General features: G+C 46.2%; 17 protein-coding genes. 5 read left to right on the forward strand and 12 right to left on the reverse strand.

Translation table 11 applies throughout. The features are described from left to right. The 3 genes from QUA71_RS24290 to bioF all read right to left on the reverse strand — a co-directional run. Nucleotides 1–2,771: PAS domain S-box protein (locus QUA71_RS24290; protein ID WP_333288986.1), on the reverse strand; the 2,771-nt coding region annotated here is incomplete at its 3' end. 983 nt (nucleotides 2,772–3,754) lie between these two features. Next, entirely contained in the window at nucleotides 3,755–3,904 is a 150-nt protein-coding gene (gene pirA, locus QUA71_RS24295; RefSeq protein ID WP_006635290.1) for an arginine synthesis PII-interacting regulator PirA, read from the reverse strand. Nucleotides 3,905–4,215: 311 nt separating this feature from the next. After that, complete coding sequence (bioF, locus tag QUA71_RS24300; protein ID WP_333288988.1) at nucleotides 4,216–5,388, reverse strand: 8-amino-7-oxononanoate synthase; 1,173 nt, start codon at nucleotides 5,386–5,388, stop codon at nucleotides 4,216–4,218. Between the two features lie 66 nt (nucleotides 5,389–5,454). On the opposite strand from bioF, the gene QUA71_RS24305 reads away from it, so the two are divergent. Continuing rightward, on the forward strand, nucleotides 5,455–6,390 hold the full coding sequence (locus QUA71_RS24305; protein ID WP_333288990.1) for an exopolyphosphatase: 936 nt from the start codon (nucleotides 5,455–5,457) through the stop codon (nucleotides 6,388–6,390). Nucleotides 6,391–6,509: 119 nt separating this feature from the next. On the opposite strand, the gene QUA71_RS24310 is transcribed toward QUA71_RS24305, so the two are convergent. The 7 genes from QUA71_RS24310 to QUA71_RS24340 all read right to left on the reverse strand — a co-directional run bounded on the left by QUA71_RS24310 (nucleotide 6,510) and on the right by QUA71_RS24340 (nucleotide 15,398). Continuing rightward, nucleotides 6,510–6,743 carry a hypothetical protein gene (locus tag QUA71_RS24310; protein WP_190662553.1) on the reverse strand — a complete coding sequence of 78 codons (234 nt, stop codon included), beginning with the start codon at nucleotides 6,741–6,743 and terminating at the stop codon, nucleotides 6,510–6,512. A gap of 11 nt (nucleotides 6,744–6,754) precedes the next feature. Further along, nucleotides 6,755–7,876, reverse strand: a complete 1,122-nt coding sequence (locus tag QUA71_RS24315) for a glycosyltransferase family 4 protein (RefSeq protein WP_333288992.1) — start codon at nucleotides 7,874–7,876, stop codon at nucleotides 6,755–6,757. A 138-nt stretch (nucleotides 7,877–8,014) separates the two neighbouring features. Further along, a complete protein-coding gene (locus QUA71_RS24320) occupies nucleotides 8,015–10,825 on the reverse strand; it encodes a chloride channel protein (protein ID WP_333288994.1) in 2,811 nt (936 codons plus the stop codon). Nucleotides 10,826–10,974: 149 nt separating this feature from the next. After that, nucleotides 10,975–11,673, reverse strand: a complete 699-nt coding sequence (locus QUA71_RS24325; RefSeq protein ID WP_333288996.1) for a haloacid dehalogenase type II — start codon at nucleotides 11,671–11,673, stop codon at nucleotides 10,975–10,977. A gap of 14 nt (nucleotides 11,674–11,687) precedes the next feature. Further along, nucleotides 11,688–12,644 carry a GDSL-type esterase/lipase family protein gene (locus QUA71_RS24330; protein ID WP_333288998.1) on the reverse strand — a complete coding sequence of 319 codons (957 nt, stop codon included), beginning with the start codon at nucleotides 12,642–12,644 and terminating at the stop codon, nucleotides 11,688–11,690. Between the two features lie 142 nt (nucleotides 12,645–12,786). After that, nucleotides 12,787–14,082: a TldD/PmbA family protein gene (locus QUA71_RS24335; RefSeq protein ID WP_333289000.1), complete on the reverse strand. Its 1,296-nt coding sequence runs from the start codon at nucleotides 14,080–14,082 to the stop codon at nucleotides 12,787–12,789. A 455-nt stretch (nucleotides 14,083–14,537) separates the two neighbouring features. Then, on the reverse strand, nucleotides 14,538–15,398 hold the full coding sequence (locus tag QUA71_RS24340; RefSeq protein ID WP_333289002.1) for a Tab2/Atab2 family RNA-binding protein: 861 nt from the start codon (nucleotides 15,396–15,398) through the stop codon (nucleotides 14,538–14,540). A 271-nt stretch (nucleotides 15,399–15,669) separates the two neighbouring features. On the opposite strand from QUA71_RS24340, the gene QUA71_RS24345 reads away from it, so the two are divergent. The 3 genes from QUA71_RS24345 to QUA71_RS24355 all read left to right on the forward strand — a co-directional run bounded on the left by QUA71_RS24345 (nucleotide 15,670) and on the right by QUA71_RS24355 (nucleotide 18,562). After that, nucleotides 15,670–16,455 (forward strand): nucleotidyltransferase domain-containing protein, encoded by a 786-nt coding sequence (locus tag QUA71_RS24345; protein ID WP_333289004.1) that lies wholly within the window; start codon nucleotides 15,670–15,672, stop codon nucleotides 16,453–16,455. 61 nt (nucleotides 16,456–16,516) lie between these two features. Beyond that, entirely contained in the window at nucleotides 16,517–17,239 is a 723-nt protein-coding gene (locus QUA71_RS24350) for a pyridoxine 5'-phosphate synthase (RefSeq protein WP_333289006.1), read from the forward strand. Nucleotides 17,240–17,815: 576 nt separating this feature from the next. Continuing rightward, entirely contained in the window at nucleotides 17,816–18,562 is a 747-nt protein-coding gene (locus tag QUA71_RS24355) for a hypothetical protein (RefSeq protein WP_190662533.1), read from the forward strand. An 89-nt stretch (nucleotides 18,563–18,651) separates the two neighbouring features. On the opposite strand, the gene QUA71_RS24360 is transcribed toward QUA71_RS24355, so the two are convergent. Both QUA71_RS24360 and QUA71_RS24365 read right to left on the reverse strand, forming a co-directional pair. Continuing rightward, a complete protein-coding gene (locus tag QUA71_RS24360; protein ID WP_333289008.1) occupies nucleotides 18,652–19,674 on the reverse strand; it encodes a tetratricopeptide repeat protein in 1,023 nt (340 codons plus the stop codon). A gap of 349 nt (nucleotides 19,675–20,023) precedes the next feature. Continuing rightward, nucleotides 20,024–20,386 carry a hypothetical protein gene (locus tag QUA71_RS24365; protein WP_006635303.1) on the reverse strand — a complete coding sequence of 121 codons (363 nt, stop codon included), beginning with the start codon at nucleotides 20,384–20,386 and terminating at the stop codon, nucleotides 20,024–20,026. A 398-nt stretch (nucleotides 20,387–20,784) separates the two neighbouring features. On the opposite strand from QUA71_RS24365, the gene deoC reads away from it, so the two are divergent. Then, nucleotides 20,785–21,465 (forward strand): deoxyribose-phosphate aldolase, encoded by a 681-nt coding sequence (gene deoC, locus QUA71_RS24370; protein WP_333289011.1) that lies wholly within the window; start codon nucleotides 20,785–20,787, stop codon nucleotides 21,463–21,465. The last annotated feature ends 211 nt before the right edge of the window (nucleotides 21,466–21,676 follow it).

Consider the following 21,676-nt stretch of genomic DNA (forward strand, 5'->3'; position numbering starts at 1 on the left):
AAAAAGGGATTGAAAATTTTATCGACTACCTCGGGTTTTATACCTGAGCCATTATCGCGAATGCGGATTTCAATCGCATCACCAAGATTTCGAGTTCTCACGTCAAGCAGCGGTAAAAATGCTGAGCCCATTTCTTGTTTCTTTTTATAGGCTGCATAGCAAGCATTGCTAATAATGTTAAGAAAAACCCTGCCGATGTCTTGTGGCACGACCTCTACTTCGCCAACATCATTGTCGTAGTCGGTTTCTATGGTAATGTTAAAAGCAGATTCCTTGGCTCGCATCCCATGATAGGCTAGATTGATATATTCAGCCAATAAACTATTTATATCTGTGGCTTCCCAGCGGCCGCTTTGTCCGCGAGAATGCAAAAGCATATTGCCAACGATTTTGTCGGCTCTTTGACCGTGTTGATTGATTTTTTTAAGATTAGCTGTGAGATCGGTTAACAGCTCGGCAATATATTCATTTGTTTCGGGAGTTAACCGTTCTCCTTGATTTCCCAATTCTTCAAACAGTTCTTGGGTTAATTCAGCAGAAAGTTCTGAGAAATTGTTGACAAAGTTTAATGGGTTTCTGATTTCGTGGGCAATGCCCGCGGTTAAACTCCCCAGAGAAGCTAGTTTTTCTTGGACAACAATTTGATTTTGCATAGCTCTGAGATTTGTTTCTATCCGCTGGCGCTCTTCAATCTCATTCTGCAATTGCTGCACAGTATGGGTGAGTTCAGATGTACGATTCTCAACTTTGATTTCTAGTTCCTCATTGGCCTTTTGTAGGGATTCTTGGGCTTGCTTGCGATCGCTGATATCGCGCAGAATCACCACATATTCTTGTAGCTCCTGATTGGAAAGCGAAGCGTCTTGGGAGAATCGGTCTGAGATGGCAACTTCCAGGATGCGTGGCTCGCGATCGGGTTGGTTGAGAGTTTGTTCGCTGCGACTGAGCCACCGTTCTGGCTCAAAAGCTAATCCCGGCAGTAGTTTGTTCAGGTGACGTCCTATTAACCCACTGGCGTCGATTCCGAAAACGCTTTCAGCAGCGGGATTCGTCTGACGAATCACGCCGGTTTCATCTAGAACTACAATAGCGTCCAGAGCAATCGTAAAGAGTTGCTCCGCAGCCTCTCGTGCCTCGTTCATGGAGACGACCTGGGGTAAGCTCGTCCAGGTGGCAACGGCCACCCCGACAAAGCCTACGGTTATTACCAGAACAATCAAAAGATTATTGGCAGCATCACCTGGAAGTCCGTCTAACGTGGCTCTAATCACCCAGGCGATCGCGGCAGTGCTACAGATCAAAAAGATCAGGATGCCTACCTGAAGCGCCACAAAATCCTTGCTTATCCTGTAGGACTGACCCCGATAAAGCTTAATCCACCACGCAGGATGGAAGGGGGGAAATGCAATGTGACGTATGGCAGCATCCACTCCCAAAATAGCGATCGGCAAAAGCAGTCCGATCAGCAGGTCTTGCCAGTCCCAAGCCAAGCCCCCAACGATCAAGACAACTGTTTCTACCAGAAAAAAGCCTCCCGACCACCAAGGCCATAGCACTTCTGGCCTATCCCGACCCAGCCATAGGCCCAAATGGACTGTCATATAGGCGGTTACGAAGGCAGTAGAGGACACCATTACTAAACGCGCGATATCTCCCCAAGCGAGACAGATGAGACTGAGCAAGAACGTCAGCAAAAGGGCTGGGCCGAGGACGCCCCGTGGGGAGACAACTGCGAATACTGGCGATATGTGTCCGTCCAAGGCAAGTTGGTACAAAACGCGGGGAGAGTTGGAAACCGCTGTGGCAGAACTTAGGAGGCAGCCCGCGACGATCAAAAGCGTCACCATAAATGAGGCCCACGGCCCCCAGAAGAGTTTAGCGGAGGCTAATAGGTTTAAGAATGTGTCGTCTTTTAACCCGGGCTCTGTTGCCAAGCGCATCAGTACCCAGGAACCCCCCAGATAGGCAATAGGAATCAGCCAAGCCGCGAAGCTAAGAAACCGCAAAGTCTCCCTAGGTCGTTTGCTATCAGCGACAAATGAGGCAGCACTTTCACAGGCGTAAGCAGCGTAGACGGCGAAAAAGTACCATTTTGCCCATTCAACAAAGGAAAAGCTAGGCCAACTGCTGGGAAAAAAGCCGGGGCTAGCTGGGGATAGTAATAACCAGCCGATGCCTTGAGTGCAAAAAACAAACAGGAATCCGGCAGCGGGTATAACGAAACATAGATGCAGGATACTTAAGGCGCGGGTGCCACTAAACGCCACAATAAAGGCGATCGCCGTAAAGCCAATTTTTAGGACCAGATCGGGACATGAAATCCCTAAGGGTGTCAGGTTGGCTTCGATCAGGGCTGTGACGATCAGGGCGTTGATCGTTGTCACCGCTAACCAACTAAAAAAGTATCCCAGCGCCCCATACCTACCCAACCAAGGATACTTGTTCAGCAGTCGCGCCGTGTAGTTGGGCGTTCCCCCTGCCATCTCTGGCCACTGAGATCCCAAGCTTTGCATCTGAAAGTTCAGCATGATGGCGACAATTGTTGCTGGCAACCAGACGAAGATAGCTTGAGGCCCCAGAGCAGCGTGTATGGCCGGTGCCGCGCTAATCCATAGCAGATGACCCGTAAGGCCAAACCCCCAAGTTTCCAGTGTCGTTAGGGTGGGCTGGAGGCCCATGGGCGATCGCCTATTAAGATTTTCTCTTAGAGAAGGCTGAGTTGGTTCTGAGTGGTAGCCGTTTTCCGGCTGGTGTCGGATGTCTGTCGCCATCAGTTTTACCTATTATTTTGGGGATTTTGCTGTCGCGACCCTGATTTTCAGCTTGAGAGATTTTAACTTTTTTCCGTTAAGCATTTTTGCTAGTCTTAACTTGTGGCAAAGCTGCCTTTCCCAGTAAACCAGGGCAATCTATCTCAATCCATCTTTAATATAACCAGGACTTAGGCAACTGCCACATATCCGTGTACCAGCACCCTAAAATTACCCAATAAACATCAGAACATCGGGAATTTTTAGTGGCTCAATTCAATGATTTGATAGAAGAAGCCCGTGTTTAATTTGATATATTATTTGACGAGTTTTATTGGCTCAACTTTTGAGCGCCTAAGCCACACAAGTTCATGGCAAGCAATAGGATTTTTTTGAATTCTAGCTTGACGGGACTGGCAAGATTCTCTCCCGGTTAATTGCTTGCGTTCCCTAGGAAATTGCTCAATTTTCCAACCAATAGCAGACACATGAGTGTACGTTATTCGTGCGCTTATTATTGAGTTTGGTCGTTAGTCGCGACTGTCAACTTGTCAGTGATCCGGACTGGTTAAGGTGATGGGTGAGGGCGTGAACACGCCCTCACCATGTGCCAGTTTCGTTAGTTATTAGTAGGGTGCGCCGAGGCGCACTTTACTACTACAGATAGTTTAAAAATAACAGGAATGCAGGGTAAGTCCTGTTCTTCCTTCTTCCCTCTTCCTTCTGACTTCATAACTTACTCAAAAAATGGTTTAATCTGCTATTGGTAGAGTCTCTGTGCGCCGAGGCGCACCCTACAGATAGACTTTGTGCGTTTAGGACTGTTCCCTCTTCCTTCTTTCTTCTTCCTTCTCAATAAAAAACCCCGGTTTCTTCAAGAAACCGGGGTTTTTTCTACCAACTAAGAGAGGAGTCAAAAGTTAACAGGTAGCGGTTGGCGGAATTCTGCATTTCTCGCACAACCCTCTAAACCAAACTACGGGCAAATTCTAGTTGCAGCTTCTTTAAAGCTGTCTCATTTCCTCTTCAAGCACCCGAACCAAATCTTGGTTCCCACTGGATCTCGCTACTTCTATGCGGTGTATCAGTTGCTTGTGAATGTTAGCGCGGTGGGTTTCTGCTACTTTTTTTACGTTTTGACGATTTGTGTTCATGGTGGACGTTCCTTATATAAAATTTGGTGTACCTGCTACTTCTCTAATATAGCGCTAAATTTCAAAAAGTATCTAAATTTACAAAAAATTTACAGTTATTGACCGATCGCCCAAACTACTGTATAAGATTGGCCATAAGTCAATAGCGAGATCTTGACAATCAAAAAAAAGGCAGAAGCCTAGAGCAGCAGAAAGCAGAAAGCTAGAGCAGCAGAAGGCTAGAGCAGCAAAAGGCAGAAGGCAGAAGTAGAAATTCTCCCCGTCTCACAACATTTACTCAAAGGGTAAGGTACTTATGGCGTACCCAACATTTACTCAAAACTTAAAACTTGCTTCAGCGCCTCTACCAACTGCTGAAGGTGTGCGATCTCGTGAGTTGCCATCAGCGAAATCCGAATTCGACTCACGCTTACAGTCGGAGGCCGAATCGCCGGAGCAAAAATACCCATGTCCTTGAGTTTGCTGCCCACTGTTAAAGCGGAGGCTGCATCTTTTAACGGAAGACTGAAAATTGGGGAGAGGGAATTGCTAATTGGTAATTGGTGATTGGTAATCGCGCAATATTTGAAAGTTTCGATATTTTGTTGCAACCGAACTCGGCGTTCTGGTTCTTGCTGTACAATCCTCACAGCTTCCAAAGCAGCCGCCGCATCAGCAGGCGTCAATGCTGTAGTATAAATCCAAGTCGCAGCTCGATTACGCAGAAAATCAATTAAACCAGCAGAGCCCGCAACGTAACCACCTAAACTTCCCAAAGCTTTGCTGAGTGTCCCCACTTGAATCAGTGGTGTTCCCGTACACCCGAAATGTTCTGCACAACCGGCACCGCTAGCACCGAAAACTCCTGTAGCGTGAGCTTCATCTACTAATACCATGCAGTTAAAGGTGTCGGCCACAGCCAACAACGGCGGTAGCGGACACAAGTCCCCATCCATGCTAAAGACGCTATCGGTAATAATTAAACACTTGCGGTATCTTGCGCGATTTTGCTCTAGCTTGGCCTTTAAATCCTCAAGATTGCAGTGATTGTACTCTAGGGCAGTTGCACCACTGAGTGTGGCTCCGTTTTTCAGGCTCGAATGGTTGTACTTGTCAGATAATATCAAATCGCGCTTGCCGACAACGGATGTGATCGCCCCTAGATTCGCCAAATATCCCGAACTGAATACTAAAGCATCTTCAGTTTGTTTTAAATTAGCAAGAGCTTGTTCTAGCTGTCGGTGCAAATCCCGGTGTCCGCTGACCAACCTCGAACCCGTCGCACCCGTACCAAATTCCTTAGTTGCAGCCATAGCAGCTTGAATTAACCTGTCATGGCCGGCAAGTCCCAGATAATCGTTGCTGGCAAAGTTAATCAGCCTGTGGCTTGCTAACTTTACCACAGGCCCAGGGCAACTATCGATCGATAGTGGCGATCGATACCAATCGGCACGGCGAACTGTGTCCAGGGCCTTCTCTATCCAAGCGTAAGGGTCTGCGTTCATATTGGAAAGCGATCGGGTAATACGTTATATTAGCTGGTGATCAGTTCCTCCGCATCACATAAGCATATGCCACTCACTAAAAAATACAGATTAGTCACCCGCAGCGATTTTGACGGTCTTGTCTGTGCCGTTTTGCTCAAAGAACTCGATATGATCGACGAGATTAAATTCGTGCATCCTAAAGATATGCAGGATGGAAAAATCGCAATAACAAATAACGATATTAGCACCAATTTACCCTATGTTGAGGGAGTTCATCTAGCTTTCGATCACCATTTCAGCGAAACTCTCAGACACGAGAAAATCAAAATTAACCACATCATCGATCCCTATGCAGCTTCTGCAGCTAGGGTACTGTACCAATATTATGGAGGCAAAGCAAAGTTTCCTGATATTTCTGAGGCGATGATGGCGGCCGTTGACAAATCAGATTCCGCTCAATTTGCCCAACAAGAGGTTCTGCATCCGCAAGAATGGGTGCTGTTAAACTTCATAATGGACGCCAGAACGGGGTTGGGAAGGTTTAAAGACTTTACAGTTTCCAATTATCAGTTAATGATGCAGTTAATCGATTACTGCAAAAATCATACCATCGATGAAATATTGCAGCTTCCTGATGTGAAAGAAAGAGTAGACCTCTACTTCGATCAAGAAGAAAAATTTAAAGAGCAAATACAGCGCTGCGCCCAAGTATATAATAAGTTAGTTGTTTTGGATTTGCGTAACGAAGAGGTGATTTATGCGGGCAATCGTTTTGTAATTTATGCTTTGTTCCCCGAATGCAATATATCGATTCACGTACTTTGGGGACTGAAACAACAAAATACTGTTTTCGCAGTTGGCAAGTCAATCTTTAACAAAACTTCTAAAACTAATATTGGGGAGTTAATGTTAAGATATGGTGGCGGCGGACACCAGAATGCCGGAACTTGTCAGATTGAGAATGATAAAGCTAGCAAAGTTTTGACAGAGTTAATTGCCCAGATAGAGCAAAATGGTTAAATTGGCTTTATCTTTTTTGCAGTCAGGACTTGAGTCTTTGATTATTTTATTTTTCAGGACTGAAGTCCTTACTACAAACGGGGATTTTCAGGACTGAAGTCCTTACTGCAAATGGGAGTTTAGTCCTCAAGGTTTTGAGCTGGCGGGTTCTGGGTATTGAGATTTTCTGAACTGTTGCCTTTGACTGGTGGCAAGTGGTCTACCAAACCCATATCAAAAGCGATATCCGGCAACTCATCAGCGTTATATTTTCCTGGCTCAAACAATCGCCCCGGAGTAAAACAAGGCTGTTTCAATCGTACCATTTCCCCCGGCGAAAACATTCCCCTAAACATTTTGCGTTCGAGTCCCATAATTTCTGATCCTAAAACAACTTTCGCATTAATCTTAGCAATTTTTGAGCGGCAGCTTCCCAATTAAACAAATCCGCCGTCTCTCTAGCTTTTTGAGCTACCTGAAAACGCATCGGGTCTTCAACAATTTTTCGTAACTGTTGGCGAACCGACTGAACATTTGGCTCGGCCCAATGAGGAGCATTTGTAATTTTTAGATACTGAGTATCGTAACACTTTCCTACGGGAATGAGATCGTAAGCAATGGGATAGCAGTTATCAGCATTGGCGTACTCAGTCGGGCCGCCATACATAGTCATAGCGACAGGTAAACCCGCAGCAAAGGCATCCAAAATTTTAATCGCAAAACCCTCGCCGCGAAAAGGAGCTAAAAAAGCATCGGCTGACAAGTATAAATCAGCTAGTTCTGCTTTATTACAAAATTTAGGCATTATCCGAATTCTTGGCTTGAACTTGCCGAATTGTTTTTCAATATTTACGAGATGTTCCACTATAACATCTGAATGTTTGCCGCCATCTTTGATTATTAACTCTACCTTAGAATCATCTCTAAACTCTTCCCAAAAAGCTTGAATGGCGAGATCCGTGCCAAATCTATAAAAATCAAAAGAATTGGTCATGTGCAGAATATACTTTACATCTTTTTGGTTTTTTGGCTGTCTGGGAAAATAGAGTTGCGAGATTAAAGGATTGAAACCTAGAGGCATGACGGATACTTTGTCAGGCGGACATCCAGCTTTTATTAAGACGTTTTTAGAATATTGGCTGACGGCTAGTTTGTGGGATAAGTTATTGACAGCATCGTAAATCCAGTAATCATAATCATCAGTATTTTTGGCGAATTCGTAATTGATAGCAAAAAGTTCTAAATTGAGATGTCCCTTCAGCTCTTTTAAAAAATAAGGTTTCCAGTAATGAGACCATTTTATCTGGAATAAGTCTGATGGTGCGGTGTTCATCCACTTTTCTAGCAGGTGGTTTTCTTCTGTTGTGGAATTGTCGCCGATCTGAGAAGAAATTGTTGAAGGTTCGACCGAAATAGGAATTCCCATTTGGTCTAAAGTTTGCGCCAGGGATAGCGTAATATCAGCGAAGGAGTTAAAGTGTTGAAAACCAACGTTAAAGTGAACCATATTTATTGGTTATTACTTATTAGTTATTGGATACAAAGCCTCCGGGTATGTATTCCCAGGCCGAGCCTGGGAACAAGACTAGAACACTAAAATACCACCATAAAAATTAATAAATAAAAAATAACAACTAACTAATGACTAATTGGCCGATCGCACTAAAATGACTGTACAGTCGCACCCGCGCGCCACAGCTTCCGGGATGTTCCCGTGAATCACCTGCTTCAGCAGCCCTTCGCGGCTAGCTCCCAGGACGATCGCATCGCACTGATCGTTCTGAGCCAAATCAATTAAAGCATCAGAAACCGATTTAGCGCAAACCGAAGTCGCTATTATCGAACAGCTAACCCGGCGCTTGATAAACTCCGCCGCTTGCTTTAATTCACCGCGATCGGGTTCTGCACCAGAAGGCTGGTGAACCTGGCACAATTTAATCTCCGGTACAGCACTCGCAGCAACTAAAGCAGGTAGCAGCCGCAAAGCCGCAGCTTGCTTGTAACCGCCGCGAATAGGCACCAACCAGCGGTGCAAACCCATCAGTGTGTGCAGTCCCAATTCTGGCGCTGGAATGTCTGAATTCGGCGGGGAAAATTCAGTCTCAGGAGTCGCTGATGAATCTGAGGATCTGGCCGTGGGACGATCTGCGCCGTCAACTCCTTCGGCATTTAAGTCCCATTCTATAGACGCATATTTCCGCCCGCTAAGAGCGGCGGAAACCTCATTTTTCTTGCGGGTTGCTAATATTTTTTCGCTCCATTTAACCAAAATAACCTCGCAGCCGGCTTGCCGAATAACGGTATCGACCACATCGCCAAAAATGCGTCCAGTGGTGGATGTTTCGCCTTGCCATCCCATCAAAATTAAATCGATATGTCGATCCTTAATTGTTTCTAAAATCGCGTGAGGCACGTCATGAGCTACCCGTATTTGGGTGTGTACGGGCAAGTTCAAATTGCGAATAATTCGTTCGGCTTGTTGCAGCAGGCGGCGGCTTTTTGTTGTCCGGACTGCGGTTTCTGAGGGGGAACTGTTGCGCGGTACTAAGATGATTTGCAGGCATTCTAATTCGTAATTACGATCGCGCGCGATCGCGGCCGCCAGCCGCAGCAAAGCGGGTGCTGTTTGGGGGTTGGAAAGCGGCACTAATAAGCGGCCGTTTCCGACTTGCGGAGCTCTGGTTTGATAGACAACATAGGAAGGTTCTGGATGCGGGCCCTGGGTTGTTTCTCCGCTGAGGCGATCGGATTCAACTCGGATAATGTCGCTGCGGGTAATAATTCCCACCAAACGCCGACCTTCTACGACTGGCAAGCGGCTGATATTGTAGTTGTTGAGCCTGTATAATACCTCGCTTAAAGTATCCTTTGCTTTGACTGCGATCGGCTGTACAGTCATAAATTCTTTGAGCAGCGAGTTTCCAGAAAAATTGCGTTCGCTGGCATTTGCCAAATCGGTTTGACTGACAATTCCGACTAATTTGCCATCTTCAACGACGGGAAATCCTCGGTGGTGCGATCGCGAAAATGCCTGGATCACTTCATCGAAAGTCAGCAAACTCGAAAGAGTTTCCACTCGGCGCTGCATCACGTCCTCTGCGTACAAGTCGCTCAAAGTATTGCTCGCAGCTTTTGTTTTTGTCAGTTGAATGCCGTTAAACTCCAAAAGGTGAGTGTACAGCGAGCCACTCTCTACCTTTTCTGCCATTAAATAAGCAACTACACAACAGATCATCAAAGGCAGCACTAATTTGAAATCCGCCGTAATTTCAAACACAATTACTACCGCAGTAATCGGTGCTCTAGTAACCGCGCAAAAAAATGCTCCCATTCCCGCCAAAGCGTAAGTTACCGGCAAACCGACGCCCAGGGAATCTGCCTGCACAATGCCCACCATGTGACCTAGTGCAGAACCCATAACTAGCGAAGGGGAAAACAATCCTCCCGGAGCCCCAGAAGCCGAGGAAATAATTGTTAGAAAAAAGTGAGCTATAAAAGCAATTAAACTCGTTATCCCGCTTGCTTCGCCGGTCAGCATAAACTCCCGTAAACCCGTATTATCGCGGAAAGTTTCTGGGAGAAAACCTATTACTAAACCGCAGATTACGCCAGCTATAGCAATTCGCACTGGTAAGGCTAATTTGAGCGTTCGCCTGTTAAATTGCAAGCTAGCAATAATCCCTTTGGTGAACAAAGCTCCCAGCAATCCCGCTAAAACTCCTAATAGTATGTAGAACGGGATTTCCTGAGCATCAAAACTGGTTTGGTACTCGCGAAGGTTCAAACTCAAACTATCGCCGCCCAAAAGCTGCGAGACAACTGCACCGATAAATGAAGCGATAATGGCAGTCCCTAAAGTCAATCCCGAAACGTCATACAGCAGTTCTTCAACTACAAAAAGAACTCCGGCAATGGGAGCATTGAAACCAGCAGCCAATCCCGCAGCAGCACCGCAAGCAATCAATTGTCGGCGGTAGTCTGGGGAAGTTGGCATCAAGTGACCTATCCAGCCGGCCAAAGATGCTCCTATTTGGACAGTTGGGCCTTGCCTGCCTAAAGTTAAACCGGAACCAACGGCTAAAATAGTGGTCAGAAGTTTGGCGACCGCTACTCGCAAATCTAAGGCAAGATTGACACCGCCCAGAGCAGCTTTGACGTGAGGAATGCCACTGCCTGCAGTTTCGGGAGCAAAACGCTCAACCAAGAAACCTGTCAGCAACCCGCCGCATAAACCGACGCTGGGCAGTAATATCCAAGCTGGGATTAATGTCGAGGTAGCAACTCGCCAACTGCCTAGCCATCCGACTCCTGACTTTAGCAAAACACCGGCCAGTCCTGCCACTAAGCCGATCAGACAAGCTTCAAAAATGGCGAGGCGTTTCGGCCGTAAAAAAAGTTGAGATTTGATGACCCTGGAAGGTTCCCTAAATTGTTTAGGGATAGTTATGTACGGCATAAATAGCGTAGATGACCTGATAATTGTCTGCTCGATCGCAATGCAAGCGAAAAATCTTTCGACTTGGCCAAATATAACTAATTTTTAACCGGAGGTGTACCAAAATTAACGCAGATGAATTTTACTAATCTGCGTTACTCTGCGGTTGTTTACCCTATCATTTCCACCAATGTTTTTAAATCGGGCACTTCCAAGTCTGGCTGGCCGCTGGCCGGCAGTGTCGCCCCAAATCCTGTTTTGTCGTGTCTGCGATTTACCCAAACCGTTGAGATTCCCATGGATGTGGCTGGTACAATGTCATGATAGATGCTCTGAGCAACGTGCAGGAGTTTGTCAGCAGAAATTCCCATTGTTTCTAGGGCTATTTCAAAGTTGCGAGTTGACGGTTTGTACGATCGCACTTGTTCCGCAGTAATCAACCAGTCGAATTCAACTTTTAAGTGTTTGGCTGTCTCAGCAAACAAGTCATCGTCAATATTGGAAATTACTACCAGTTTGTATTTCTGCTTGAGTGATTCCAAGGCTGCAACGCTATCGGGAAATGGTTGCCAATTTTTGACGGAATCAACCAAACAGTTTATTTCTGTTTCTGTCGGTACAAAATTAAAATTTTTACCTAACTTTTTAACTATTTCTTGCAAAATATCCCGATATTTTATATAAGAATTACTCGCGTCTTCTAGTTCTGATTCAACCGCAGCAAAAAGCTCTAAAATGCCGTCATCGCTGAAATCAATTTCCCGATGTGACAGCAATTGTTTCAAGGCTGCCAATATCCCTCTTTCCCAATCTATCAGAGTACCGTAGCAGTCAAAACTCACAACTTCAAATTGATTGAATTCCAGCATACTTCGCTCCTACTTTAGGGTTGATATTCAGCAAAAATTTCAATTTTTCCAACTATATTGCGATTAAATTCGACCAATTCTTCTGCGGGAATCCAATATTCTTGGTGACTAGAACTGCCCACAGTTTGTACGGGATATTTTGCCAAGAATTCTGCTGCCACTCGAAAGCGGGTAACATAGCCGAAATATCCCGAGGCTGCATCTTTTGTATTCCAATCTCGCGCGATTTGTATGGCATAGGCTTTTTGAAGCACGGGATAAAAAGTAGGCTGAAAAGATAAGCGCGGCGGAAATTCCATAAAATCGCTTTCTTTAATCAGTTCCATTTCTTTTTTTCCGACTGCTCGGAACAGCGTTACTGTTTCTTGCTCTGATATATTGATATTTTTAAACCAAGCCTTCCAACCGCTCCAATTGTGAACTATTTTAGCCAATTCAGCGTAACCGGCAGCGCCGGGATGGGAACCATCGTTTTCGGTAAGTTCTTTTTGCCAAATTTCCGATTTTTGCAGCGGGGTGCAAACATCTAGATAAGGCACGTTTAACTCGCTGCAAACTTGAGAAAACTGTTCGGATAAGTTGGCAATCCGGCTTGTGCGATCGGCATCGATAACTGGCGGTGGCCCTACCATTAATACTGGAAATATTTCTTTAGCTGACGTGAGAATAGAGCGGGCACTTTCAATTGATTTCTCAACTTCTATGCGATTTTTTTCTTTTTCTAGGTGAGTGTCATTGACGCCAAAGGAAAATACGATTCGGCCGTCGCTGTAGTGAGGTAAGCGGCAAGAAACTTCGCTGAACCAGCGAGTTTCTATATCGGCACTGGTTTCTCCCCTTATTCCTAAATTGTAGTAGGTAATATCGTGTCCTTGTCCGCAAGCGGCAGCGCAAATCCGTCCTGTCCAACCGAGACATTTGGGATCGCAAGTACCGTTTACAAAAGAATCGCCGATAAAACAAATACGCATATTATGTGTGGAAATTGGGAATTGATGACTGTTGACTGTTGACTGTTGACTGTTGACTGTTAACTGATGATTGATGATTACTAACAACTGACAACTGACAACTGACTACTAACAACTGCTAACGGCCAACTGCCAACTGCCTTTAATTCTTGCCGATGACGGACAATCCCTCTACAATTACAGACGGTGTGTGGCAAGAACCGTTCCACTCAGAGTCTCCTCCCAATTCTACTAATTGTTTGAGGACGCTGTAGACGTTGCCAGCTACCATTGTGTCTTTAATTCGGCCGACTATTTGACCTTTTTTGACTCGGTAGCCGAGATCGACATTAATGGAAAAATCGCCGGAAATTCCGGCACTGCCGCCAAGCATTTGATCGACTACAATTCCGTCGTCTAATTGAGCGATTAAATCGATTAGCGAAAGCGAACCTGGTTTAATCAAAACATTGAACAAACTCGGTGTCGGATAGCTGCCTAAACCCGGGCGAAATCCGTTGCCGGTGGTGCCGCTACCCAAGGCTCGACCGGTGGTGCGATCGGTATAAAATAGCTGCAACACTCCGCTGTTGATAAAGACGATCGCCCGAGTGGGAGTACCTTCGTCGTCAAAGGGACAGCTATAGGGCCCGATATCCGGCTGCTGCGAGAGGGTGACAAGCGGCGATGTCACTTGTTGGCCTAATCGATCGTTCCAAGGCGAAGCGCCTTCGAGTACCTGTTTGCCGTTCAACGCCGCACACACAGTCCCCCACAGTAAATCGGCTGCTTTGGCTGTAAATAGCACCGGCACGCGGCCCGTGGGGGGGGCTACATTGTCTTTCGCCCATTCCAAACGCTGCAAAACTCGCCTGGCGCTGGTGTTTAAGTCGAGAGTACCGCGTTCGGTTTCGCCTTCCCAAATGTTGAGGAAATCTTCTCCCCGCACTAATTCTGCTGATAAGTAACCGCTGAGAGTGGTGTCGGTGTGACTGGAATCCAAGCCTCTGGTGTTCAGCAAGCGGGTGCTCTCGATTTCGCAGTCGAGTTCGGCCGTGCAGAGGCTTTCTGGATAGGCTTCGCGGACGATCGCGATCGCCTCTTTTCCCCAGTTTACTAGCTGTTCGGCCGACACCGACACTCCGCGATCGGGATAAACAACTTTCTCACCGGTGCCGAGTTCGATGGTTTCCGGTTCGTTGAGTTGTGAAAGCGCGATCGCCCTGTCCACCAAAACTTGCAGTTCCACAGGCCCGTAGGCCACCGCCAAACCCGGTCGCCCATCCCGCCACAGCCGCAGTGCAATGCCTTCTGCTTGGGCGGTTTCTAGCTGTTTGAGGCGGTTTGCTTCAAAAAACACCGGCCTTGACAGCGATTGCGATTCCAATACCTCAGCAGCTTCTGCACCTGCTTTGGTGGCTAGTTCTAACAGTTGTTCTGCTGATTGCTGGTTGGTCATTGTTCTCGGTGGTTGGTAATGGGCGATCGGTAATACTATTTTCGATTTTCGATTTTCGATTTTCGATTAAAGAATTGGCAATAACTTACTGGGTATGGGTTTGGATCGCGGGCATACATTTAGATTCTTTGGGGAAACTGGTGGAATGCACCATCGCAAGATTGTACGCCTTTGTGATTGTTTGCATCTTGCCAACCGCTTAGCGTCGATTTTAGCTTTTTGATTTTAGGTTTTAGATTTACTCCACAGATGAATCTGGGAACTTGAACTAGAATCTAAAATTTTGATATCTCCACCACAGGAGTACGTGGGACGGTATCTGTTTTTGGCTGCGGTCAGAAACCGACTTTTTTACTGCGATTCAGCTCTGAAAGCCGAGATTTTCCCTAAAAAAATCCGGTTGCTTAAATCTGATTGAGAATGCTGCCCGATATCAGTTATTGCCAAGCGAGCTACTAAATAGTTAGTTCGTGCAGCAGCCAAAATCCTGCAAAAGATTCCGAATCGGGGCTCGACTGAATTGCTAAGAAATGTACTTTTTTTGCTTGCTTTTTAGCGGCTTCAAATCCTTTCCCTTCTCTCTCAGTTGCTGCGTCTCTGAGATTAGCTAAAATCCAGCGATCGTTAGCTCCCGTATCTAATACCAGCCTAGCGGGTGGGCCGCTCTCAAATTTTAGAAAAGCCAACTCCAAGCCCGACATCCAACCTGCCAGGGCTGTTGCTCTCGACGAGTAGATAATTAGTCCCGGAATTTGCGTTTCTGGGGCGAGGCGTGTCATCGGCAGTCCGAAAGCTTCGCCAAATCCGATATCCCACTCGGACATTTCGTCAAAAGCTGCTAGTGGCAAACTCACAAACGCCCATTTTTCGCCGATTAAAGCATCGGGCAGCGCAACTGGCGTTTCGGGTACAAATTGAACGCTCGGGTTCACAACCGCTTGATAGCCCGGTTCGGCGGGATAAACGTCTTGCATCCGTTCTTCCAGCCACAGGCTGAGGGCGAGGGTGCGGCGGCTGCAGGCGGCGGCAATGTCCAAGTCCTCGCAGGCTTTGGTAATCATGTTCGCCATTTGGCGGCGGAAAAAGCGGATTTTTTCGGGTCGTTTCGGTGCTGCGGCGATCGCCTCTTTAATTGCACCCGCCAGCCACAGGGAATTCACGGTAGAACTGGAGCAGAATTGCGAGTAGCGAAACAGAGATTCGGCCTTGTCGCTTACATTCAGCGGGCTTTCGCAGATCAACACTTCCCATTTTTTTTTCTCTCGCTCGTCTAGGATTGGACGGCTGTAAAAGTCGAGTTCCCAAATAGTAGCCATGCCGCGCTGTTAAAAATTAATCCTTTCTCATGTTACCGGACAGCGGGCAAGTTTCTGATTCTGACAATATAAGGCTGATTTTCAATCGCGGGCGATCGCACTTTCCCAAAGATTGCCACTTTCCCTTGCAGCTTCCCGTGTAATTTTTGGCAGCAGTGCACAACCGGAAGCATTAGCAACTCCTCGGACAACTGTAGCGGAGCAATCTCAACACGCGATCGTTTGTTAAACTTGTCCAAGCCAGGGAAAACAAACAGTATAGCTTGATTCCATGAGACAAATCATTCTCGAAAAGATTGTTTCTACCTTACAACCTTTAGATTTTGTTCTCGCTTTGTGGCAAGGAGGTTCAGCAGCCCACGGATACACCGACGAGTGGTCAGACCTCGATATTGCCGTTGTGGTTGAAGATAACTGCGTGGAAGAAACATTTGAGATTGTTGAAAAAGCCCTCGCCGAAATTGCCGAAATCGAACTCAAATATCGAGTTCCCGAACCCGCTTGGCACGGTCAATCGCAGTGCTTCTGGCGGCTCAAAGAAACCCCGCCGTTTTTGCTAATTGATTTTGCCGTTTTTCGGCGCAGCAGCCGCAACGATTTTCTGGAAATAGAGAGACACGGACAAGTCCCGATCGCCTTTGACAAAGCTAATCTAGCTGTACCGCATCTTTTGGATAAAAACCATCATTTATCCCAAATGCAAACCCGATTCAAGGAAATTAAAATCCGTTTCGATTTGCTGCAACCTCTGGTTAAAAAAGAGATTTATCGCGAACATTTAGTAGATGCGATCGGCAACTATCACAATTGGACGCTTCTCCCCTTAGTCGAACTGTTGGGCATGATTTACCGCCCGCACAGATACGACTTTGAACTAAAATATTTCACCCGAGATTTTCCGCCCCAAATAGTCGCTCGCATTGCACCGCTTTTCTGCATTGCCAACCTTGAAGATTTGGCAGCCAAACAGCAAATAGCTGAATCTTTTTTTGCAGAAAGTTTACCGCTTGCAGAAGCTAATTTTTACTTTGATAACACCCTAACACGAACGCAATAGGCTCAAGTTTCGTACCGAAAGCGATTAACATAGTAGCATCAACCTTAAAGAGTAACATCCCATGACTAAACTCAGCGTTAACATCAACAGAATCGCCCTCCTCAGAAACTCTCGAAACATCGGTATCCCCAGCGTTACGGAAGCCGCAAAAACAGTAATTGCTGCCGGAGCTCATGGCGTTACAGTCCATCCCCGCCCCGACGAAAGGCACATCAAAGCTGCCGATGTTTACGAATTAGCTAAAATGCTAACCGTTGAGTTCAACATAGAAGGAAATCCGTTTCAGCCGCCATTTATGGATATAGTTTGCGACGTAAAACCGGCTCAGTGTACCTTAGTCCCGGACGCTCCAGACGTGCTAACATCGGATAGCGGTTGGAATATTCCCGAAAATCGCGATCGGCTCTTACCAATCATTGAAAAATTAAAAAACCACGGCATCAGAGTCAGCTTGTTTATGGACGCAGATGCTGCTCTCATGCCGCTAGCAAAAGAAGTTGGAGCAGATAGAGTAGAATTGTACACGGAACCCTACGCGACTGCTTTTCGCGAAGGTAGAGTAGAATTTGTTTTTCAACAATATGTCTTAGCAGCTAAAGCTGCTCAATCAGCAGGTTTGGGAGTGAATGCCGGACATGATTTAAATTTGCAAAACTTAGCTAAATTTTGCTCGATTCCTGATATACTAGAAGTATCGATCGGTCATGCTTTAATTGCGGAAGCCCTAGAAATGGGCTTGTCCAAAACAGTACAAGCTTATCTGCAAATCCTGGCAGGTTCGTAATAGGAATTAACCTAGTGTGGGAGGGTGGATTTGGCAGTAACAAACTCGTTTCTATGAGAGTTTCTGACTAAATCTGCCCTAGAAAAATACAGGCTCAAAACTTACGAAAACAAGGGTTTGACGCGCTACAAATATGGTAAGGTGCGGTTTGCAGCGCCCTACATAATTAGACGATCGCCAAAAATGAAGTAACACTACGGGCTTTCACCCCGTGGGGGTGCTAGCCGTTTTATAGTAGCAAGGCAGAGCCCGAATCCCAGACACCGCATTTTTTGGGTGGGGGCATTTCTTTAGCAAGATCCTCGGAAAAAGCTTTAATTTTCCTCGACAAAATTACTAATATTCCGTGATGATATTATGCGTAAGGAGTATCATTAAAATGTCCCGACAAACTGAGGCTACTACTTAGCTCCCGCACTGCCAATTTGCTACCAGCAGGTTTTGTGCCAGTACGGGATATTTACGTGTATCCTAGATGCTCCTGTAGCCTCTGTGCGATCGCCAGATTTAATCCGGTGAAAACAGGCAAACACAAGTAACCATATACAACTCTTTACCCCCCTTCGGAAGTGCGACATGAAAAAACTAATTTTACTGACTGGAATGCTACTCATGATGACGGCAAAATCAGTATTTGCCAGCCCAGTAGCCCCCAAAATTGCGCCGAGCGAGCTGATGGCTGCCTCGGAAATTACAGAAACCCTTAACAAACCCGTTACCTCTGAATCAGTTTCAAACCTCGAACCCATCGAGCGAATGTCAACCTCGGAAATCCGAAAAACCATCAACCAACCCACCACTTATATTTTTGAAGGCGTCAAAGGGCGAGAACTCACTCTCTCCCTGTGGGCGGGAAAACTGACAGCCGAACTGTACAGTCCCAACGGTGAAAATATGGGGGTTATTGAAAAATCAGACAATCAGTGGATTGGCCAGTTGCCAGAGTCAGGCATCTACCGCGTGCGAGTTACCCCGAAAGGTGAAACCACCAGCTTCGTACTCGGACGCGACTTTAACGCCAAGTGGACTTATAGGCCCGATCGCGCAATTCCCATAGCATTCAAGGAAAAACAAGCCACAATCAAACTCAAAATGTCCGGCTACCAAATCCAGCCCATCACGGTTCAAGGCAAGCAGGGGCAGACAATTAGGGTGACAGCTAACAAAAAAAATCTAGATCTGGCGATCGAATCTCCGTCGGGACAACTTCTGGATCAAGGCGAAGGTCAAACTTTTGCTCAACTCCCCGAGTCCGGAACCTACCGGGTAATCGTAGTTGCCAAGAGGCCGGTCAAGCCCTCAATCCGAGTTTCTCTGCAATAGCAAAGATTGCACAAATACTGTCGAGCGATCGAATTTGCGCCACCCAAAAAAACAGCTCCCCAATTGGGCGAGCTGTTTTTTGCGTAACATTAACCTTGGATCAGCGCTTCAAAACGTTCTTGTTTCCAAATGCAGCTTAAATCCGAGTCAGCTAAAGCTAGCTCTCGGTATAAATTAGGGATAAACTCAACAGCCCGCTGCAAATTGTCAAGGGCCAAATCAGCAAACCCCAGTAGCGCATAACAGCAAGCTTTATTGTAAAAAGCGTTAGCAAAATCAGGATTTATTTCTAAGACTGTTTCGTAGCAAGCAATCGCCTCAGAGTAGCAGCGTTTTCGCGCCAATTCCACACCCCGGTTGTACCAAATCAAATAATCTTCAAAGGGACGCTCAGATGTGGGAGTAAACTTGGCATTTCTCTGATTTAAACCTATTAATTTCTCCAAAGCAACTCTCCGTTCGCCCACAGCTTCGGCTCTGCCCGGTTGTAGAGCGATCGATCGGCTAAAACTAGCCACTGCTTGTTTGTAAAGTCCCATATAGTTCGCAGCTAGACCGCGATTGTACCAAGCCTTCGCGTCGTCAGGCTTAAACTCGATCGCCCGTTCAAAACTGTTGAGCGCCTGATAGTAAAGCTTGAGTTCCAACAAGGCATTACCTCGGTTGTACCACGCCCAAGCAGCCTCCGGGTGCAAAGTTAAAGAGCGATCGAAACTCCGAACCGCCTTCTCGTACAGCCCCATATCGATCAGCGTCAGTCCCCGGTTGTGCCAAATACTCGCCGAACACGGACTGAACTCCAGAGCCCGGTCAAAACTGTTGAGAGCCTCCAACCACCGGCCCAACTTTCCTAAAGCAATAGCCCGGTTGTGCCAGCCAAAGCTCGCATTCGGCTCCACCGCCAAGGCCTCATCAAAACTCTTCAGCGCCTCTAAGTGCCGTTCTAATTTCCCCAGAGCCATACCTCGGCCGAACCAAGCCTTATAATGATCTGATTGCAACTTCAAAGCTCTGTTAAAGTTCGCCAGAGCACCATGATCATCGTTAGCTTCGAGGTGACGCGAACCCAGGTGGTAGTACCAAGCCGCTTCCAAGTTTTGAATTAAGTTCATAATATTTCGTATCTATCTTAAGGATGATTCTATCTCAAATCCTACTGGGAGTAAAACGGTAATTCCACTAAAAATCGGAAACTTTTGATACAGGGCGATCGCCCGTACAAACTACCCGTAACAACCTCAACAATTTGCGGTCGAAACTAACTATTTTCCTCTGCTAAAATGCTCTTTTATCTAACCGCACTCATCGTTTTTTAGAGCTGCTGCGAATTTTAACTCTACGTGAATCGCGCAACTCTAACCACCGCATCCCGAATTAGGTTTGCAGTTACACAAAGAGTCCTAGGGCGCCCCAAGTCTAACTGCAAATCTCACAGTGCGATCGAACTTCTGCTTGCCCTATTCAAGCAACCACAACCGCTGTTTTAGCATTCTCACTCAACAGCAACTGACCTGTTGCATCAATACTAAAATCTTTGCCCAGCACAAAACCCTTGCCCATCAACCGCTGGCAAACAACCAGCGCAGTAATCCGGCGAATTTCTTCCATCACGTCAGCAGGAATCAAATAACTCAAACTCCAGAGTACGGACTCGCAGTCATACCAAATCAAACGCTCAATACTGACAATCATCAAAGCCGCTACACTGTCAACAGACAGCCGCCCTCTGAGATCTGCAATCAAATCTTTACCAATTAAGCTATTGCGACTCATCATCGCTCTAGCCATCTTCCCAATTTCTTGTTCGAGTTCTAAATGATTCATGCTTGGCACTGGCTTTTATTTTTTTAAAGCACTACTAAAAGTAAAAACAGTAGCCGCTACCAGGCTCTGCCCTAGCGTAGCTGACGCAGGCTCTACCGCAACACTTTTAACAAAGTATACCTAAAGAAAGATCAAAAATATATCTAAAGGGAGATACGAAAATATTTTTTTCTTAAATGAATCTGTCAACCAATTCCCACAAGAGTTTTCACGAGCAGCGAATTGAGTATTTGTACTTATTAAGACCCCGAGTAAAGTCAATCGATTGAAGAATTGAAAAATTGGAGAAACTGACCTCACGGATGAATCCGGGGGGTTGTACCCAGGCTGCTTTTGGTCAAAAATGGGTAAATTCGATACATACTTAATAAAGTAGTTACTTCGGAGAAAAAACAGCAATGGCTGCAAACCAGGCAGACATCGATATTGCCCCCTTGATCGACTACGGCCTGATCGACCCCACCGCTACGCCAGAGCAAGTAGAATACTGTTGCCAACAAGCAGAGAGATTTGGGTTTGTCACAGTTTGCGTGTATCCCGCCTACGTCAGACAAGCAGTTGAGCTGCTGCACGGCAAACGTCCCAAAGTGTGTACAGTTATAGGTTTTCCCACCGGTGCTTCGACTTCAACGGTGAAAGTTTACGAAGCTCTAGAAGCTGCAGATAATGGAGCCGTAGAGTTAGATGTCTCCGTTAACTTAGGATTGTTGAAAGCTGGAAGAATCGACGAATTCCACCGGGAATTAGCCCAAATTTGCGAAGAAACTAATCTCACCATCAAAGCAATTATCGAAAGTTCGCTTCTTTCCGATCCCGAAAAACAATTAGCGGCTGAGATTTGTATGGAAGCTGGTGCCGCCTACATCAAAACCAACACTGGCTTTTTTGGCCCGGCGAAAGTTGACGATGTGCGACTGCTGAAGGAAGTTACGAAGGGACGGATTGGGATTAAAGCGGCCGGCGGGATTCGTACTCACGAACAAGCTCTAGATTTGGTAGTAGCTGGGGCAACTCGTTTGGGGACTTCTCGCGGCCCCGAATTACTCCGCCAGCGCGATAATTTAGATAAAAGTCATTAGTCATTAGTCATTAGTTATTAGTTATTAGCAATGGCTAATTGGTCATGGCTAATTGGGAATTGGTGCGGCCTTACGCACCCTACAACTAAAAGTTCTGCCTATTGGACTGTTTTTGCTAGTGTCTAGTAACAATACTTCGGACAGTTTTTGATTGCCAACAGTAGAATGACTGTTCCAGGTTGAGCGACCAACGAGGACAATGAAACTGTCC

Source organism: Microcoleus sp. MON1_C5 (genome assembly GCF_036701875.1).
GTDB lineage: Bacteria > Cyanobacteriota > Cyanobacteriia > Cyanobacteriales > Microcoleaceae > Microcoleus.

Bases quoted from the DNA above. Each gene is read 5' to 3' on its own strand.
- pirA (WP_006635290.1), bottom strand. From the start codon at position 3,904: ATGAACACAAATCGTCAAAACGTAAAAAAAGTAGCAGAAACCCACCGC.
- bioF (WP_333288988.1), bottom strand. From the start codon at position 5,388: ATGAACGCAGACCCTTACGCTTGGATAGAGAAGGCCCTGGACACAGTT.
- QUA71_RS24305 (WP_333288990.1), top strand. From the start codon at position 5,455: ATGCCACTCACTAAAAAATACAGATTAGTCACCCGCAGCGATTTTGAC.
- QUA71_RS24310 (WP_190662553.1), bottom strand. From the start codon at position 6,743: ATGGGACTCGAACGCAAAATGTTTAGGGGAATGTTTTCGCCGGGGGAA.
- QUA71_RS24315 (WP_333288992.1), bottom strand. From the start codon at position 7,876: ATGGTTCACTTTAACGTTGGTTTTCAACACTTTAACTCCTTCGCTGAT.
- QUA71_RS24320 (WP_333288994.1), bottom strand. From the start codon at position 10,825: ATGCCGTACATAACTATCCCTAAACAATTTAGGGAACCTTCCAGGGTC.
- QUA71_RS24325 (WP_333288996.1), bottom strand. From the start codon at position 11,673: ATGCTGGAATTCAATCAATTTGAAGTTGTGAGTTTTGACTGCTACGGT.
- QUA71_RS24330 (WP_333288998.1), bottom strand. From the start codon at position 12,644: ATGCGTATTTGTTTTATCGGCGATTCTTTTGTAAACGGTACTTGCGAT.
- QUA71_RS24335 (WP_333289000.1), bottom strand. From the start codon at position 14,082: ATGACCAACCAGCAATCAGCAGAACAACTGTTAGAACTAGCCACCAAA.
- QUA71_RS24340 (WP_333289002.1), bottom strand. From the start codon at position 15,398: ATGGCTACTATTTGGGAACTCGACTTTTACAGCCGTCCAATCCTAGAC.
- QUA71_RS24345 (WP_333289004.1), top strand. From the start codon at position 15,670: ATGAGACAAATCATTCTCGAAAAGATTGTTTCTACCTTACAACCTTTA.
- QUA71_RS24350 (WP_333289006.1), top strand. From the start codon at position 16,517: ATGACTAAACTCAGCGTTAACATCAACAGAATCGCCCTCCTCAGAAAC.
- QUA71_RS24355 (WP_190662533.1), top strand. From the start codon at position 17,816: ATGAAAAAACTAATTTTACTGACTGGAATGCTACTCATGATGACGGCA.
- QUA71_RS24360 (WP_333289008.1), bottom strand. From the start codon at position 19,674: ATGAACTTAATTCAAAACTTGGAAGCGGCTTGGTACTACCACCTGGGT.
- QUA71_RS24365 (WP_006635303.1), bottom strand. From the start codon at position 20,386: ATGAATCATTTAGAACTCGAACAAGAAATTGGGAAGATGGCTAGAGCG.
- deoC (WP_333289011.1), top strand. From the start codon at position 20,785: ATGGCTGCAAACCAGGCAGACATCGATATTGCCCCCTTGATCGACTAC.